The organism is Paraburkholderia flagellata (assembly GCF_021390645.1).
Taxonomy (GTDB): domain Bacteria; phylum Pseudomonadota; class Gammaproteobacteria; order Burkholderiales; family Burkholderiaceae; genus Paraburkholderia; species Paraburkholderia flagellata.
On the sequence record NZ_JAJEJT010000001.1, the window covers coordinates 3021983 to 3039315 of the forward strand.

13 protein-coding genes and 1 pseudogene are annotated in these 17333 nt (G+C 67.0%); all 14 read right to left on the reverse strand.

All coding sequences use genetic code 11. From position 1 onward, the window contains the following. Positions 1 to 253 precede the first annotated feature (253 nt). Positions 254 to 985, reverse strand: coding sequence for an RNA polymerase sigma factor FliA (locus L0U83_RS13660; protein WP_158759173.1), 732 nt, complete (start codon positions 983 to 985; stop codon positions 254 to 256). A 329-nt stretch (positions 986 to 1314) separates the two neighbouring features. After that, positions 1315 to 2097, reverse strand: a pseudogene (locus L0U83_RS13665) (MinD/ParA family ATP-binding protein); the annotation flags it as partial. After that, entirely contained in the window at positions 2090 to 4198 is a 2109-nt protein-coding gene (flhF, locus tag L0U83_RS13670; protein WP_233883333.1) for a flagellar biosynthesis GTPase FlhF, read from the reverse strand. The gene flhF and the pseudogene L0U83_RS13665, both read right to left, overlap by 8 nt. Positions 4199 to 4526: 328 nt before the next feature. Next, entirely contained in the window at positions 4527 to 6626 is a 2100-nt protein-coding gene (flhA, locus tag L0U83_RS13675) for a flagellar biosynthesis protein FlhA (RefSeq protein WP_233883335.1), read from the reverse strand. After that, positions 6623 to 7981, reverse strand: coding sequence for a flagellar biosynthesis protein FlhB (gene flhB, locus L0U83_RS13680; RefSeq protein WP_233883338.1), 1359 nt, complete (start codon positions 7979 to 7981; stop codon positions 6623 to 6625). The genes flhA and flhB overlap by 4 nt, the downstream gene beginning before the upstream one ends. A 237-nt stretch (positions 7982 to 8218) precedes the next feature. After that, positions 8219 to 9496, reverse strand: coding sequence for a DUF3443 domain-containing protein (locus L0U83_RS13685; RefSeq protein WP_373321032.1), 1278 nt, complete (start codon positions 9494 to 9496; stop codon positions 8219 to 8221). Positions 9497 to 9512: 16 nt separating this feature from the next. Further along, a complete protein-coding gene (locus tag L0U83_RS13690; protein ID WP_233883923.1) occupies positions 9513 to 10013 on the reverse strand; it encodes a DUF2844 domain-containing protein in 501 nt (166 codons plus the stop codon). A 310-nt stretch (positions 10014 to 10323) separates the two neighbouring features. Further along, positions 10324 to 10980, reverse strand: coding sequence for a protein phosphatase CheZ (cheZ, locus tag L0U83_RS13695; RefSeq protein WP_233883925.1), 657 nt, complete (start codon positions 10978 to 10980; stop codon positions 10324 to 10326). Positions 10981 to 11122: 142 nt separating this feature from the next. After that, positions 11123 to 11518 carry a chemotaxis response regulator CheY gene (cheY, locus tag L0U83_RS13700; protein ID WP_028212018.1) on the reverse strand — a complete coding sequence of 132 codons (396 nt, stop codon included), beginning with the start codon at positions 11516 to 11518 and terminating at the stop codon, positions 11123 to 11125. A gap of 130 nt (positions 11519 to 11648) precedes the next feature. Then, positions 11649 to 12767: a protein-glutamate methylesterase/protein-glutamine glutaminase gene (locus tag L0U83_RS13705; RefSeq protein ID WP_308445036.1), complete on the reverse strand. Its 1119-nt coding sequence runs from the start codon at positions 12765 to 12767 to the stop codon at positions 11649 to 11651. Further along, positions 12764 to 13588, reverse strand: coding sequence for a chemoreceptor glutamine deamidase CheD (gene cheD, locus L0U83_RS13710; protein WP_233883342.1), 825 nt, complete (start codon positions 13586 to 13588; stop codon positions 12764 to 12766). Before cheD ends, L0U83_RS13705 begins: the two co-directional genes overlap by 4 nt. After that, positions 13585 to 14529: a CheR family methyltransferase gene (locus L0U83_RS13715; RefSeq protein ID WP_233883344.1), complete on the reverse strand. Its 945-nt coding sequence runs from the start codon at positions 14527 to 14529 to the stop codon at positions 13585 to 13587. Before L0U83_RS13715 ends, cheD begins: the two co-directional genes overlap by 4 nt. A gap of 228 nt (positions 14530 to 14757) precedes the next feature. Next, the gene (locus L0U83_RS13720) at positions 14758 to 16605 is read right to left on the reverse strand and encodes a methyl-accepting chemotaxis protein (RefSeq protein WP_233883346.1); all 1848 of its coding nucleotides are present in this window, start codon (positions 16603 to 16605) and stop codon (positions 14758 to 14760) included. Positions 16606 to 16783: 178 nt separating this feature from the next. Next, positions 16784 to 17317: a chemotaxis protein CheW gene (gene cheW / locus L0U83_RS13725; protein ID WP_201699839.1), complete on the reverse strand. Its 534-nt coding sequence runs from the start codon at positions 17315 to 17317 to the stop codon at positions 16784 to 16786. Positions 17318 to 17333 lie beyond the last annotated feature (16 nt).

Below are 17333 nucleotides of genomic sequence, written 5' to 3' on the forward strand. Positions count from 1 at the left end.
ACGCCTACATCGTTTGGCGGATGCTCCGTCCGAGGTTCAAAAGTAAGACGTGGGCACTCCCCTCGGCGACGACTCGAGTCCAGCTGGACTGCGTCGATCTGCATCTACGGAATGGAGTCACTATATCACGTGTGGTGTCAAATTGTCACCACGCGATTCGATCCGTGCGCCAACAAAAAAGCCGGAGCGCTCTCGCACCCCGGCTCTTTCACCGCACCCGGCCCACGCGTGCAACCGCGCGGCGTCTAACGCCTCAATTCTCCTGCCCGGCCCACGCCATCTCGCGCAGCCGCGTGCGCAGGCGCGCCACCGCCTGGCTGTGCAGCTGGCACACGCGCGACTCGCTCACCTCCATCACCGCGCCGATTTCGCGCAGGTTCATGCCGCGCTCGTAGTAGAGCGACATGAGCAGCTTCTCGCGCTCGGGCAGCCGCTCGATCGCCTCGACGAGCGCGCCGCGCAGGCTGTCGTCGAGCAGCGCCGAAAGCGGATCCGAATGATCGACGCAGTAGCGGTCGAGGAACGGTTCGTCCTCGGCGGAGCGGTCGAAGTCTTCGTAGTAGATGAGCTGGCTGCCGTGCAGGTCCTGCAGCATGCTCTGATACTCGTCGAGCGGCATGCTCAGATGCTCGGCGATCTCCGTCTCGCTCGCCGAGCGCCCGAGCCGCTGCTCCACCTGGTGCACTGCGCTTTCCACTTCACGCGAGGTGCGGCGCAGGCTGCGCGGCAGCCAGTCGTTGCTGCGCAGCTCGTCGAGCATCGCGCCGCGAATGCGCTGGCTCGCATAGGTCTCGAACTGCGCGCCCTGATCTTCCTTGTAGCGGTTGGCCGCGTCGAGCAGGCCGATCATGCCGGCCTGGATCAGGTCGTCGAGGTCCACGCTCGCCGGCATCTTGGCCACGAGCTGCAAGCCGAGCCTTCTGACGAGCGGCGCGTACTTCGCAAGCACGTCGGCCTGCGAAATTTTTCCTTGAGCGTTATACATCGTGCTCTCCACTTCTCATGTCCCTGATTGGCGTCGTCGTGAGCACGTCAGACGTGCTGCGGCGACGTGCGCTGCGCGGGCGTATCGGTCCGCCAGCCCACGTGGGCCGCAGCGGACGCGGATGTTGCATTGGGTGCGGGATGCACACCCGTCACGCTTGCCACGAACGAATCGGCGTTCGCGGCGAGCGTGCTGTGTGCGGCGTTTGTTGCATGCGTAGCGTGTAGCGGGTCGTCGGCGGGTGCGTCGCCCGCCGCTTCATGTTCTTCGTCCGCGGGGACGAATGCAGCACTCGCGCGCGCCGTGGCCGGCGAGCACGCCGAAACCGCGGGTCGCATGGGCCAGTGCGGCAGTTCGGCGGCCACGTGCCGGAAGTCGCGCGCGGCGGCCGTCGAAGGAAACGCATCGACGATGCAGCGCGCGAGCTTGAGCGCCTGCGCCATGTGCAGATCGGCGGCGACGCATCCTGCGCTTTCGAGCGACACGCTCAGGTAGCGGCTCGCCACCCCGGCGAGGTTTTCGATCGCGGTGTGCGCGTCGCTTGCGTTCGCCACATGATTCGCGAGCACGCGAAACTGCGCGATCGCATGCGCGAAGTGCAGCCGCTTCATGCACGCATAGGCGTCCGTGATCGACTGCGCACCGATGCGCATGACGATCAGCACGTCATGCGCGTGCATGGCGAGCGGTGACAGCGCGCCTTCGGCATCGAGCTGCGCGTCGATCAATACGATGTCCGCGGGGCCCGAAATGACTTTTTGCAGCTGTGCGGACGTGTATTGCGCGCGGTTGTCGCGCGAGGCGGCCAGCACGCCGAAGCCGAGCGCGTGACGTCCCACGGCTTCGTCGAGTGTGCGCTCGCCGCGCATCACGGCGGCGAAGTTGCCCGCGCCGCGCACGCTGCCTACCTGCGAACAGACCGAGCGGGGTCCCAGGCACTCGTCGATCACGAGCACGTCTTTACCCTGCGCGGTGAGCGCCGCCGCGAGATTGACCACGGTGGTCGTGCGCCCGGGCGAACCCGCGCCGCCTGTCACCGCGACTACGCGCGAGCCTTCGCGCGCGAGCAGCCGCCGCAGCCCTTCGGCCTGATCGATTACGAACTTATCCAAACCTGACCTCGGGAGCCTGCGAATTCGTACGCGTCGAGAGTGCCGACAGCAGCGCCGGGATATCGTCTGCGTGCGGCACGAACGGCGAACTCTCTCGCGGAATGCAGAAAGCGCTGCGGATCAGGAAGCGGCGCGTCGCCACGTAAAGGTTCTCGGGGACCTTCTGGCCCGTCGAGACGTAATGCACCGGCAGCTTGTAGCGCAGCACGGTGTCGAGCGCGCTGCCGAGGTTGGTCGCCTCGTCGAGCTTGGTGAGGATGCAGCCCGTGAGCGGCGCGTTTTCCGGGCCGCTCTGGTAGGCCTGCACGACTTCGTTGAGCGTGTCGCCGTGGTTGGTCGCCGAGAGCAGCAACAGGCGCTGCACCGGGCGGCCGGCGCCGCACAGCATGGCGATCTGGTCGGCCACGGCGCGGTCGCGCTGGCTCATGCCGATCGTGTCGATCAGCACGATGTGCTTCTTCTTGAGTTCGGTGAGCGCGAGCTGGAGGTCCGCGCCGTCGCGCACCGCGTGCACCGAAACGCCGAGGATCTTGCCGAAGATGCGCAGTTGCTCGTGGCCGCCGATACGGTAGCTGTCGGTGGTGAGGAGCGCCACCTTGCTTGCGCCGAAGCGCATCACGCAGCGCGCGGCGAGCTTCGCCGTGGTCGTGGTCTTGCCTACGCCCGTCGGGCCCATCAACGCGAACACGCCCCCGCGCTCCATGAGCGCCTCTTCGTCTTCGAGCACCGGCAGGTTCGATTCGAGCACCGACTGGAGCCATTCCATGCCGGCTTCTTCAGTTTCGACGTCGGGCAGGCGGTCGATCATCATCTTCACGAGCTGCGCCGAGAAGCCAGCGGCGAACAGCTGCTTGGTGAGCGCGCCCTGCACCGGGCTGCGGCGCTGGCGCTCGCCCCACAAGAGGCCCGCGAACTGCTCTTCCATCATGCCGCGCATCGAGGCGAGTTCGTTCATCACAGTTTCGTTGACGACCTGCTCGATGCGCGCGCGGATCGCTTCGCTCACGGTTTGTGCCGCATCGGCGCCTTGCGCATTGCGGCTGCCGGGCGCGGGACCTGCGGCCTCCGGGCCGTGGCCGAGGCGCTGCGCGGCGCGGCGAGCGGCGACATGAGCGGCCTCGAGCGCCCAGTCGGGCGTGCTGGCGTCGACGTCGGGCGGCAGCACCGGATCGGCGACATTGCCAAGGCCACGCGCTGCTGCGGCCGCGGGCGTCATGCCCGGCACGCGCGGCGCGTTCTGCTGGTTCGCGATACGGCGAGCGTGATCGATCAGCCAGGGGTTTGACTCCGCCATCGTGCGCGGCGCATCGCTCGCTGATGCGGCGGCGGCCTGCTCGAGGCGCGCTGCGGCTTCACGTGCGCCGGCCGGGGCGCTGGCATGCGTGGCCGACGCAAACGATGGCGCAAAGGCCGTCGTAGAGAGCGATTCGGTCGCGGCCTGCAGCGCCATTTGCAACGGCGAGTGCGCATGCGGCACGGCTTGTTGCGATTGCGCCGCCTGCATCGCGGATTGCAACGTCGGCGGCATCGCCGATTGCGCGGCCTGCTGGCCCGCCGCGGCGCGCGAAGAAGGCGACAGCGGCGCGATGGCGGTGGACGCTGCCGCCGGTGCCTGGCCCTGTGCCTGCCCGAGCGAGACAGCGGTGTCGGCGGACTGATCGCCATCCGCATCGGCGTCGGCGCTCGCGCCGCCGTTTTCGGCACCCACTTCCGGGCTCGCGCCGAACACCGATGAGAACACGTCCGGCATGCCGCTCGCGTAGGGGTTCGCAGCGCCGATCGGAGCGGCGTGCGCCGCCGGGGCCGCGCCGAGCGCAGCGCGCGGCGTGCGCTGCATTTGCGTCATGGCGGCGGAGGACTGCGCGAACGGGCCGCCTTGACCAGCCTGAGCACCCTGACCGTTCGAGCCACCCAGCCCTTGCGCCGCGGCAGCATCGGCCGGCGCGATCGCCGCGAGGTCGCGGTCCGCGAGCGCGACGATTTCAACGCTGCCGTCGTCGAGCGTGCGGTTCGACAGAACGACGGCGTCCGCACCCAACGCTTCGCGTACGAGCCGTAACGCGTCGCGGCTGGTGCCACCGATGAATTTGCGAATGTTCAAGCTGAGCCCCTGATGAGGTGAACGGCTTATGCCGCCGCCGGTCGTCCGATGCTGGAATGGCGCTGGATTGCTGCCGGCCGTGCATCGCTCGCAAGGCCTTTTCCGATGTTGGAATTATTTCGAAGGTGAGCGCCCCATGATCGATGGATCAAGGCGGAGAAATGCGGGCAATTCGCGCAATCGGTGGCGGGGGCGCGCGGGCGGGAGAAGTTGTGTGTGGCGACGACCAAGCGGGCTTTGCGCCAACCCCGCACACGGCTGACCCAATGAAAAAGCCCGCAAAAAGCGGGCTTTTTCGAAATCCGGTGCGGCACCGCGCCCGGTGCGATCAATGCGCCCCGATCACATTGACCACCTTCACGTTGCGCGTATCCGGCACTTCGGCATACGAAAGCACCTTGAGCTGCGGCAGGCTGCGGCGCAGGAAGCGCGAGAGCATGGGCCGCAGCGCGTGCTGCACGAGCATCACCGGCGCGAGTCCCAGCGCCTGCTGACGCCCCATCGCCTGCTCCGTCTGCGTGAGCAGCGTATGCGCGAGACCGGGTTCGAGGCCGGGGTTCGGGCCCGAGGTGAGCGTCTGCGACAGCACGCGCTCGAGGTTCGCGTCGAGGCCCATCACCTGCATGTCGGCGTTGCCGGGGAACCATTGCTGCGTGATCGCGCGACCGAGCGCGATGCGCACCGCCGCCGTCAGATCGTGTGCGTCGGTGACACGCGGCGTGTGCTCCGCGAGCGATTCCATGATCGTGCGCATGTCGCGAATCGGCACGCCTTCTTCCAGCAGGTTCTGCAGCACCTTCTGCAGCGTCGTGACCGGCAGCACCTTTGGCACGAGGTCGTCCACGAGCGAAGGCGTGTCCTTCTGCACGCGCTCGAGCAGCGCCTGCACCTCGCGGCGCCCGAGCAGCTCGGCCGCGTGCATGACGACGAGGTGATTCAGGTGCGTCGCCACGACCGTGCTCGAATCGACCACCGTGTAACCAAACACCTGCGCCTGCTCGCGCACGTTCGAATCGATCCACACGGCGGGCAGGCCGAACGCCGGGTCGGTGGTCGGCGTGCCCGGCAGCACCGCGCTCACCTGGCCTGGGTTGATCGCGAGCCACTGGCCCGGATAGGCCTCGCCCGTGCCCACTTCCACGCCCTTCAACGCGATGCGGTAGGCGTTCGGGCGCAGCTCCAGGTTGTCGCGAATATGGATGACGGGCGGCAAAAAGCCGATTTCCTGCGCGAACTTCTTGCGGATGCTCTTGATGCGCTTGAGCAGCTCGCCGTCGGTGTTCTTGTCGACGAGCGGGATGATGCGGTAGCCCACTTCGAGGCCGAGCGTGTCGATGAGCGCCACGTCGTCCCAGGTCGCCTCGGTGTTTTCGACCGGCGCAAGCGCAGCGGGCGCGGCGTCGGCGATCACGGCGCTCGCCTTCCTGTCCTCCGCCCTCTTCTTCATCGTGCGGCCAAGCTGGATCGAGCCGCCGCCGAGCAGCAGAAACGCGAAGTGCGGCATGCCCGGAATCAGACCCATCATGACGATGATCGAGCCTGTGATCATGAGCACGCGCGGGTTCGTGAAGAGCTGGCCGGTGAGCTGCGTGCCGATGTCTTCGTTGGTCGCGACGCGCGAGACGATCACACCGGCCGCCGTCGAGATGACGAGCGACGGAATCTGCGCAACGAGGCCGTCACCGATGGTGAGCAGCGTGTAGGTCTCGCCCGCCGAGGCGAGCGGCATGCCGTGCTGCACGACGCCCACGATCAGGCCGCCCACGATGTTGATCACCATGATCAGCAGACCAGCGATGGCGTCGCCGCGCACGAACTTGCTGGCGCCGTCCATCGAGCCGTAGAACTCGGCTTCCTGGGCAATCTCGCTGCGGCGCTTGCGGGCCGCTTCTTCGTTGATGAGGCCCGCGTTCAGGTCGGCGTCGATCGCCATCTGCTTGCCGGGCATCGCGTCGAGCGTGAAGCGCGCGGAGACTTCGGCGATGCGGCCCGCGCCCTTCGTGATCACCATGAAGTTGATGACCATGAGGATCACGAACACCACGATACCCACGGCGAAGTTGCCGCCCACGAGGAAGTGGCCGAACGATTCGATCACCTGGCCCGCGGCGCCCGGGCCGGTGTGGCCTTCGAGCAGCACGATACGCGTGGAGGCCACGTTCAGCGACAGGCGCAGGAGCGTGGAGAACAGCAGCACGCTCGGGAAGGCCGCGAAGTCGAGCGGCTTCATGGTGTACATGCTGACGAGCAGCACCATCACCGACAGCGCGATGTTGAAGGTGAACAGCAGATCCAGCAGGAACGGCGGCAACGGCAGGATCATCATGCCGAGGATCATGCAGATCAGGATCGGTCCCGCCAGCGCGCGCAGATTCGTGCTTTGCAGCATCTCCGGGCGCCGCGCGAGGAAACCGGTGCGGGCGTTCATTCTGTTGCTCCTTCAGTGCCGTCGCGCGCCGAATTCGTATCGGTGCGGCCGGCGGTGTTCGATGCGTCGTTTGCGTTCGTGCTATTCGCTGCGTTCGCGCGATTAGTGCTGTTTGTGCTGTTTGTGCTGTTGGTCCGATTCGTCCGATCGGCGGCCTCAGCGGCCGTGCGCTCCTCGGGCGTAAGGGCATCGTCGGCTTCGCTGGCTTCGTCCTCGTCGCTCACCGCGCCCTTGTCCATTTCGGGCGGCACTTCGAGGTCGGTCGGCTCCATCGGCACGTCGCCGCCATGCTCGCGGAAGCGCTTGAGCTGATAGACCCATGCGAGCACCTGCGCAACCGCGCCGTAGAGCGGCCCCGGGATTTCGCGATTGATGTCAACGTTGTAGTAGAGCGCGCGGGCGAGCGGCGGCGCCTCGAGCAGCGGCACGTTGTGCTCGGCGGCGATCTCGCGGATGCGCGCGGCCACGAGGTTCACGCCCTTCGCGACGACCTTCGGCGCGCGCATCTCGCCATCGGCGTACTTGAGTGCGACGGCGAAGTGCGTCGGGTTGGTCACGACCACGTCGGCCTTGGGCACCTGGGTCATCATGCGGCGGCGGGCGGCGGCGCGCTGCTGCTGGCGAATGCGTCCCTTCACGTGCGGATCGCCTTCGTTCTCGCGGTGCTCGCGCTTGACCTCTTCCTTGGTCATGCGCAGCTTGCGGTAGTACGACCAGAGCTGATACGGCACATCGAGCGCGGCCACCACGAACATGCCGGCGACTGTCATGCCGCAGCACACGCCGATCAGATGCATCGCGTCGGCGAAAGCGCGCGGCGCGGGCTGCATGGCGAGCCCGAGTATCTCTTCGCGCCGGCTCCATAGCGCTGAGCCGCCGATCACGCCCACCACGAGGGTCTTGGCGAGCGACATGCCGAGCTGGATCGGCCCGTTCACGGAGAAGATCCGCCCGAGCCCGGAGATCGGATTGAGGCGGCCGAAGTTCGGCTGCAGCGACTTCGTCGAGATGAGCCAGCCGCCAAGCGCCATGGGCGCGAGCAGCGCGGCGAGCCCCGTGAGCGCGAGCACCGGCATGAGCGCCATCAAGCCCTCGCGCGCGGCGACGCCCGCGCCGATGAGCATGCGGCTTGTTTCGAACGCGCTCGCGTGATTGAACGTGAACGCGCCGCGCATCATGGCCTGCAGATGCACGCCGATCGTGCCGGAGAGCATCCACGTGCCATAGAAGCCCGCCGAGAGCAGCGCGAACGTCGCCAGCTCCCGGGAACGCGGAACCTGCCCCTCCTCCCGCGCCTTTTCGAGGCGCTTGGGAGTGGCGGATTCTGTTTTCTCGAGATCGCTGTCCTCAGCCACGCATGCTCCGGTCGTGGGCGCGCGCCGCTCGTCGCGGCTGCGCGGCTCGCGCGCGCCCTTTTTCAGTGACAGCGATTATTGCCGCGCAAGCCAAGCACTGATTGACGGAGTAAGCCGGGTAAATCAGGGTATTTCGGCCGATGGAAACGGGGCGCCATCACCGGCGAGCGCAAGCGCGCGATGCGCACAGGCGCTCGCGGGCCGCAAATCCCGCGTGAGGCGCGCTGAGTACGCTACTCAGTACGCCACAAATGGCGCCTTGCCGCCTGACGCGGTCATGTCCATGCCGTAGTAGACGTAGCGGCCGTAGAAGAACGACAACCCCAGGTCGAGGCTCGCGGACGACCCGAACTGCCCGGCCAGGTTGTTGGCCGCATAGTTCGCGCCGTTGCCGAGCAGGCTGTTGGCATTCGCGACGTTGAAGGCCGCGGTGCCAGACGTCGCGCCGTTATTGGAAACGAGCGCCGCGCTGAAGGACTGCGTGGATGAGGGGCAGTAGAACGTGCCGAGATTGCCGCCGCACTGCGGCAGGCTGCTGTCGGCGAAGAAGATCGCGTTAGAGCCCGAATCGAGGAAGGTCTGGAGCGTGCGCCCGTTGAACGTGGAGCTGAGCCTGCCCGATGAGTCCGTGACGAAGCTTTGCGAGGCGCTCATCTTATTGTTCGGTTGCGTGTCGATGCCGAACACGAGCGTGCCCGTCGCGCTGGGGGCACCGCTGTCGGACACGGGCGCCATCTCCAGGATCACGCCATTGCCGTCAGTGCCGAACTTGGGCACGGGGTTGGCCACCAGCTGCGTTTGCGTGGCCGTTACAGAGACGCAGTTCGTGTTGCCCGGGCAAGCGTAGTAACTGCCGAAGGTGTCATAAGGCGCGACGCCGATACCGAGAATGCCGTTCGCGCCCAGGTCCTGCACCGTGTTCTGCGCGGCGCCGAAGCCCGCGCAGGCCTGCGGCACCGAGTTCGAGGCCAGATCGCCGATCACCTGGATCGGAATATTGGATGCCGTCTCGCCGCCGATCTTGACGTCGGCGGGACGCACGGTGCCCCACGTGTAGCCGTCCGCAAAGGCCGTGCACTCGGCGAGGTTGCCGGTGTTGGGCAGCGAGTTCAGCACCGTCGGCAACGCCGACGCGAGCAGACGCAGGCCGAACGACGCCGTATCCACCTGAACGTTGTCGACTTTCTCGCAGGTACTCGTGCCGGCCACGCAAATCGTCACGCTGACGGTGGGAATGTTGGGCAGCGTGCCGGTGAGTCCGCTGTTCACGGTGACGGCCACGGCGTTCAGGTTGTTCACCGCAGTGGGCTGCTGCGTGGGACTGGGAACTGAGGAGCTGCCACTGCCACTGCCGCCGCTGCCGCTCGAACTGCTGCTGTTGTTACTGCTGCCGCCCCCGCCTCCACAGGCGGCGACGAGCGAAACGAGCGCCACGAGCGCGGTGGTCGAAAGGAACCGGAAAGGGCGCAGCCACAAGCTGCGCGAGTGGCGTGAAGTCAGCACTGGAGTCAGCACGTTCGGCCTCCGCTCGTCACTGGATATCGGAGCCGCTGACGCCTGCAGGCAGTGCCTGCGGCAGCCATGCCTGCCCGGAGAAGGCGCCCATGTGGCCGCCCGAATGCACGATGACGTTCGAGTTTTCGACCACGCCCGGCCCGCGCACGAGACCGGCGGCGTGGCTCGCCTTCACCCCGGCCGTGTATTGGGGAAAGTAGCTGCCGAGCAGCGTGGCGAGATTGGGCATCTGCGGGCCGTCCCAGGCAACGCCGAATACGGTGCCGGCCTGCGTGAGGTACTCGCGCACGACGGTGCCGTTGGCGAGCGTGGTCTGCTGAACGGTGTAGGCGGAGGTCGTGGAAGCGCCGGAAGCCGCGGCTTGCACGGCTGCGCGCGCAACGACGGACGCATTGCCGGTCGCGGCGGCCGCCGAGGCGGCGCTCAGGGTGCTGACGCTCGCGCCCGCGGGCGTGGTCATGGGCGCGCCGCCGAGCGCGGCTTGCGCCGGCGGCGCGGCGAGCAGCGCGCAAAGCAGTGCACCAGGAAGCGCCGCGCCGAACGCGCAGCGGGGTGCGGCGCGGCGCGCGAACCGACGCGCCGCCTTGCCACAGAACGATGTGTATGGATACAAGGCGTCCCTCCCTCTGGCGATGGCGCGTCGCACCATTCGCTGTCGGGCCGCGCGGGAACGTCGCGGCGGGGCGCAGCAGGACGGGCAACGGCTGGCTCGGCCTCGTTGCACCACCGCGACGCTCGCCGCGGCAGGGCACGAAGGCATGAGCACTAGTATGCCCGCCTTGGACTACATGCGGCAGCTAACCGAACGGCTAGCTGCGCGTTTTGGGTCAGAAGCCGAGGCTTGCGAGCAGATCGTCGACCTGCGCCTGGTCCTGCACCACGTCGGTCTTGCCTTCCGGATTGATCTGCGGGCCGTTGAGCAGGCCTTCGGGGCTGCCCGTGCTGCTTTGGGTCTCCGCGAGCGCCGCCGCCGTCGCCGCGAACTGCTCGCGCCGCTCCGGCGCGATGTTCTCGACCAGCACGGTGAGCAACTGCTGCTCGATCAGATAGACCACGTCCATGATCTTCTTGATCACCTGGCCCGTCAGGTCCTGGAAGTCCTGAGCGAGCATGATCTCGAGCAGCTGCTGGTTGGTCGCCGCGGTGGCCTGCGGCACGCCGTCCACAAAGGCGCGCGTGTCGTCCATCAGCTGGCGCACTTCCTCGCGGCCGATCGGCGCGTCGTACCACGTCGCCCAGCGGCTCGTCAGCACCTTGGCGTCGCGCTCGAGCGTTTCCTGCAGCGGCTTGGCGATGTCGATCGCGGTCAGCACGCGCTCGGCGGCCTGCTCGGTCATGTTCGCGACATAGCGCAGCCGGTCGCGCGCGTCGGGCACCGCCTCGGCGGCGCGTTCCACGTGCTTGTCGAGGCCGAGTTCGCGCATCGAGTCGCGCAGGCTGCGCGTCAGATGGCCGATGCGCGCGAGGATGCGGTCCGTCGCCAGCTCGCTCGCCTCGCCCGCGGCTGGTGCCCCGAAGTCGAACTCGGGCGGCTGCGGGAGCGGCTCGGCGCCCACGCCTTCCGGCCACTCAGCGCCATGAGCGCCGGACTGCTCACCGGGTTGCGCACTGATGGGCTCGTTCACGTCAGCTCCCCGTCTTGGCCATCTTCTCGAGAATCTTGTTGAGCTTCTCGTCGAGCGTGGCAGCCGTGAACGGCTTCACCACATAGCCGCTCGCGCCAGCCTGCGCCGCCGCGATGATGTTTTCCTTCTTCGACTCCGCCGTCACCATCAGCACCGGCAGATGCGAGAGGTTCGCGTCGGCGCGGATCTCCTTGAGCATGGCGAGACCGTCGAGGTTCGGCATGTTCCAGTCGGAGATCACGAACTCGTAGTTGCCGCCGCGCAGGCGTGCGAGGCCTGCTGCGCCATCTTCGGCTTCGTCGACGTTCGAGTAGCCCAGTTCCTTGAGCAGGTTGCGGACGATCCGGCGCATCGTCGGAAAATCGTCCACCACCAGAATCTTCATTCCCTTATCCATCACGTTCCATTCCTCCAGGCGAAAACCCGGGCAATTATCCAGAGAAGCGCAGTGCCTATCCAGATAAATTAATCGCAAGCGATCGTGCAAGCGTTTGCGGCAAACACGATCACTCGATATTGGTTGTTCATCAGACGCGCTGGACCCGGTCGCCCATCGAGGCGAGGCGGGTCATCACACGCCGGCTCATGTCTGCAAGCGAGGCAATTTCGTCGGCGCCACCCATTGCAATGGCTTCACGGGGCATGCCGAACACGATGCAGCTCGCCTCGTCCTGCGCGAGCGTGTACGCCCCGGCCTGACGCATTTCGAGCAGCCCGGCCGCACCGTCGCGGCCCATGCCCGTGAGAATCACGCCGATGGCGTTCTTGCCCGCATGCAGCGCGGCCGAGCGGAACAGCACGTCGACCGACGGACGGTGCCGGTTGACCGGCGGGTCGTCGGACAGATGCGCGATGTAGTTCGCCCCGCTGCGTGCGAGCAAGAGGTGTGCGTGTCCCGGCGCGATGTAGGCATGGCCGGGCAGCACACGTTCGCCGTGCTCCGCTTCCTTGACGGTGATGCGGCACAGCCCGTTCAGGCGCTGTGCAAACGACTTCGTGAACCCAGGCGGCATGTGCTGCGCGATCAGCACCGCGGGCGCGTCGGGCGGCAGCGGCTGCAGCACTTCGCGGATTGCCTCGGTGCCGCCCGTCGACGCGCCGACGATCACGAGCTTTTCGGTCGAGACGAGCGGGTTGTTGATCATCGGCGCCGGGCTCGCGGCGTGGCCGTGAGCGGCGTGAGCCTGCGCGGCGCCTCCCGCTGCGGCAGCGGCGGGCGCATGGTGAGCGCGCACGCGGGCGCGCGCGGCGGCGCGCACCTTGTCGGCGAGCTTCTCCGAGTATTCGAGCATGCCGTCGCGAATGCCGACCTTCGGCTTCGTCACGAAATCGACCGCGCCCAGTTCGAGCGCGCGCAGCGTGATTTCGTTGCCCCGTTCGGTCAGCGACGACACCATCACGACCGGCATGGGCCGCAGGCGCATCAGCTTCTCGAGGAAGTCGAGGCCGTCCATGCGCGGCATTTCGACGTCGAGCGTGAGCACGTCGGGGTTGTGCTGCTTGATCAGCTCGCGCGCGACGAGCGGATCCGGCGCGGTGGCGACGACCGTCATATCGGGCTGACCGTTGATGATTTCCGTCATCAAACTGCGGATCAGCGCCGAATCGTCGACGCAGAGAACCTTGATTTTTTGCACAGCGTTCACGCCTCCTCTACTGTCCTGGCGTTGTCTTGACCCGATGCGCGCAGTGCGGACGACACGCTCGAGCCAAATAGCTCGATACGAGGCCGCGCGCTCTGCGGCTGGGATTGGGAAATCTGGGGCGCTGCGCTCGTCGCGTTCGCCGCATGTGCCGCCGCCGTCGCGCCCGGGCCCGCGCGCCCTGCGCTGCCGACCCCGAACAGCTCGACGCGCGCGCGGGCACGCGCGAGCCGTTCGGCGCGCGCCTCGGCGGATTGCGCGGCGAGTTGCTGCTCGCGCTCGGCCACGCTCGTGTCCTGCGAGAGACGCAGCTTCTTCACCATCACCTGGCCCGTGCGCGGCAAAAACGCCACCTTGCGCGGATGCGAGCCTTGCAGGTCTTCGGCCACGATGCGGATGTTCTCGGTCGCGAGATAGCGGCGCACGAAAGCGGCGTTGCGGTCTCCGATGTTCATCGTCGTCATGCCCGCGAGCACCGCCGCGCCGCCGAACACCTTGGCCTCGAAGCGCTCGCGCCGGCCGCCCGCCTTGATCAGCTCGTTGATGAGCACTTCCATCGCGTAGGCGCCGTAGCGCATCGCGTCGGAGGCGCCGGTGAGCGCGTGGGCGGAGTCCGCGCCGTCGTCGGGCAGCATGAAGTGGTTCATGCCGCCAATACCGGCCGTGCGGTCCTGGATGCAAGCCGCCACGCACGAGCCGAGCACGGTGACGAGCACCATGTCGTCACCCGTCGTAAAGAACTCGTTGGGCAGCAGCTTGACGCCGGGGCGCTGGAAATGCGTGTCGAAATAGCGATTCGACGCGATCGGGAGGCGTGCGCTCATGCAGGCACTCCGATAGCGTCGTTCGCGCGGCGCGGCGTGGCATTGACTCCGCCGCCGCGCGTGAGTTCGTACACCGTCTGGCCGCGCAGACGGAACGCCTGCGTGACGTAGGTGAAGTTCTCCGAGTGGCCTGCGAACAGCAGGCCGTCCGGCTTCATGAGCGGCTCGAAGCGCGTGAGGACCTGCGCCTGGGTCGGCTTGTCGAAATAGATCATCACGTTGCGGCAGAAGATCGCGTCGAACGTCGTACGCAAGCCGTAGTCCGCGTCGGTGAGATTGAGCTGCTCGAACTTGATCATCGCGCGCAGCTCGGGGCGCACCTTGACGAGCCCCGAGTGAGAGCCCGTGCCCTTGAAGAAGAACCGCTTGAGGCGCTCGGGCGACAGATGCTTCACCTGGTCGAACGAGTAGACGCCCGCGTCCGCCTTGGCGAGCACCTGGGTGTCGAGGTCGGTGGCGAGCACGCGTGCCTCGCGCGCGGCGCGGTCCCCAAGCGCTTCGATGAGCGTCATCGCGATCGAGTACGGCTCTTCACCCGTCGAAGCCGCCGAGCACCATACCGAAACCGGCTGGGAACCTCGGCGCTTCACGAAATCCGAGAGGATCGGGAAGTGATGCGCCTCGCGGAAAAACGCCGTGAGGTTCGTCGTGAGCGCGTTCGTGAACGCTTCCCACTCGTTCGCGTCGTTGCGCGCTTCGAGCTGGTCGAGGTACTCGCGAAAACTGTCGATGCCGAGCGTGCGCAGGCGCCGCGCGAGGCGGCTGTACGCCATGTCGCGCTTGTGGTCCGAGAGCGAGATGCCCGCGCGGCGGTGAATGAGCGCGCGAATGCGCTCGAAGTCCGCCGACGTGAAATCGAAATCGCGGTTGCTCTCGACGCCCTGAGTGCCCGTAGCGCCCGGCTCGCCGGCGTCGTGGCGTGAATTTCGCAGCGCTTTCATGCTGATGCCCCTTCGCATTGCGCGCCGCCCACTGCATGGGATACCGCGGCGCAGGACTGCTGCGCGCCGCGCCTGCCCGGTTGCAATGCGTGCGGCGCATGGGCGGCCTGCGCAACGCGCGTGGACCCTGGGGTCCGGCGCGGCAGGCCTTGCCGTTGTGTAGCGCTCATGTGCATTGCAGTTGCCCGTCGTGTTCAGTACTTCACTACTTTTCTATGCCGCGTTCGATCAGAACGTTTCCCAGTCCGAATCGCCCGAGGCGGATGCCGCCGGGCTCACATGCGTCTCGGCGCGCGCAGGTGCAGATGGCTTGGCTGTCGGCGTGGTTGCTGGTTTCGCTGCGGGCTTCGCTGCGGATTGCGCCGCGGGCTTTGTTGCTGGCTTCGCGGTGTCCGTCGATGCCGCCGGGCTTGCCGTGGCAACAGCCTTCGTCGCAGCCGCAGGCGGCGTCGTGCGTTTCGCGGCGCCCGACGCTGCTGGCGTCACACGAGCGGGGCTTACGCCCACGCTGTGCGCATGCGTGCCACCCGTCGTCCACTTGCCGAGCACGTTTTGCAGCTGACGCGTCTGCTCTTCGAGCGACGCCGCGGCCGCCGCCGCCTCTTCCACAAGCGCAGCGTTCTGCTGCGTGACGGTGTCCATCTGCGTGACGGCCCGGTTGACCTGTTCGATGCCGCCCGACTGCTCTTCGGACGCCGCGCTGATCTCGCCCATGATGTCGGTCACGCGACGCACGGCCTGAAGGATCTCTTCCATCGTCGTGCCGGCCCGGCCCACCAGTTGCGAGCCGCTTTGCACCTTCTCGGCCGAGTCGTTGATGAGTTCCTTGATTTCCTTCGCCGCGCTGGCGCTGCGCTGCGCGAGGCTGCGCACTTCGCCGGCCACCACCGCGAAGCCGCGGCCCTGCTCGCCCGCGCGCGCCGCTTCCACGGCTGCGTTGAGCGCGAGAATGTTGGTCTGGAACGCAATGCCTTCGATCACGCTGATGATGTCCACGACCTTCGCCGAACTCACCGCGATGCCCTGCATCGTGTTCACCACTTCGCCCACCACCTCTCCACCGCGCGTCGCGATGTCGGAAGCGTTGACGGCCAGCTGGCTCGCCTGACGCGCGTTCTCGGCGTTCTGGCGCACGGTGCCGGTGAGCTGCTCCATGCTCGACGCCGTTTCCTGCAGCGAAGCGGCCTGCTGCTCGGTGCGCTGCGACAGGTCGGTGTTGCCCATGGCGATTTCACGCGCGCCCACGTCGATCGAGCTTGCGCCCGTATGCACCGCGCTCACGAGCGTGACGAGGCTTTCCTGCATGCGCTTGACGCCGCTGAAAAGACGCCCGATCTCGTTATCGCTGTAGACCGTGACCGTCTGCGAAAGATCGCCCTGGGCGATGCGCTCGAAGCACGCTACGGCGTCCTCGAGCGGCTGCACGATGAGGCCGCGCATCGCGAAGCGGATCGCCACCACCAGCACGAGCGCGATGACGATCACCGCGCCGATCGCTGCACGCATCATGTCGATACGGTCGTTCGCCGTCGCCTGACGCGTCTGCGCGCCGTCCTGCATCGCCTGCGCGAGCGGGGCGGCAACGTTGTCGTAGTCGACGAACATCGGGCTGATCTTCGTGTCGGCCACGGCGTGGTAGGCCACTTGATCGTTTGCGCGCAGGGCCGCGAATTCTGGCTTGACGCCGTCTTGCATCAGCGTCGCGCGTTTGGCCGCGAGCGCGTCGAGCATCGCGGCGTCAAGGCCGCTCTTCGGCGCGCTCTGGAAGACCTGCCATGCGTCGTTGGATTTCGCGAGCAGTTCGTCGGCACGATCGAACGCCTTCTTCGCATCGTCGGCCTGGCCCGCCGCCGCGAGCGCGCTGCCGCGCTCGAGTGAGACACGCGTGCGCAGCAGATACGACGAGGCGTCGTTGAGCGCATGCATCGCGACGAGATCGCCGCGTGCCATCATGCCGAGCGCATCGCTCGCGCGCCCAAGCGCGTAAAGCCCAAGTCCGCCGACCAGCACGGTCAGCGCAACCAGAATGACCCCGACGCCTGTGAGCGTCGTGCGGATCGACCATCTTTGCAGCATCTCGTTTGCTCCCTGTCCTGTGCGAATCGGGGCGGGCTATGCGGCCAGGCGCGGCAACGCCCACGGCCATGCACGAAGCGCGCGCAAGTACGAAGGGCGGCTTGCCGCTCTTTGGCGGCGGCTTGTCCGCTCTCTCTCACGCTGGCCTCGCGGCCCCCCGGTTTTACCTCTCGGCGCGTTAGACCAGCGCCTCGATCAGAGCCATTTCGCGGCTCGTCATCAGCTTTTCGATGTCCATCAGGATGAGCATGCGGCCTTCCACGGTGCCGAGGCCCGTGAGGTACTCGGTCGTGAGCGTCGCGCCGAATTCGGGCGCGGGCATGATCTGCTCCATCTGCAGCGTGAGCACGTCCGAGACGCCGTCCACCACCATGCCGACCACGCGATGCGCGACGTTCAGGATGATGACGACCGTCTGGTGGTCGTACTCGACACGGCCCAGATGGAACTTGATACGCATGTCGACGATCGGCACGATGATGCCGCGCAGGTTGATCACGCCCTTGATGAAGTCGGGCGCGTTCGCGATGCGCGTCACGCTGTCGTAGCCGCGGATTTCCTGCACCTTCAGGATGTCGATGCCGTACTCTTCCGCGCCGAGGGTGAAGACGAGGAATTCCTGACCGCCTGCGTCGGCCTGCAGCGCGTCGCGGCGTTGCGCGCCGGCAAGCGCGCCGTGCGCGTTGCCTTGAATCGATTGGACTTCTGCCACGTTAGCCCCTGAACGG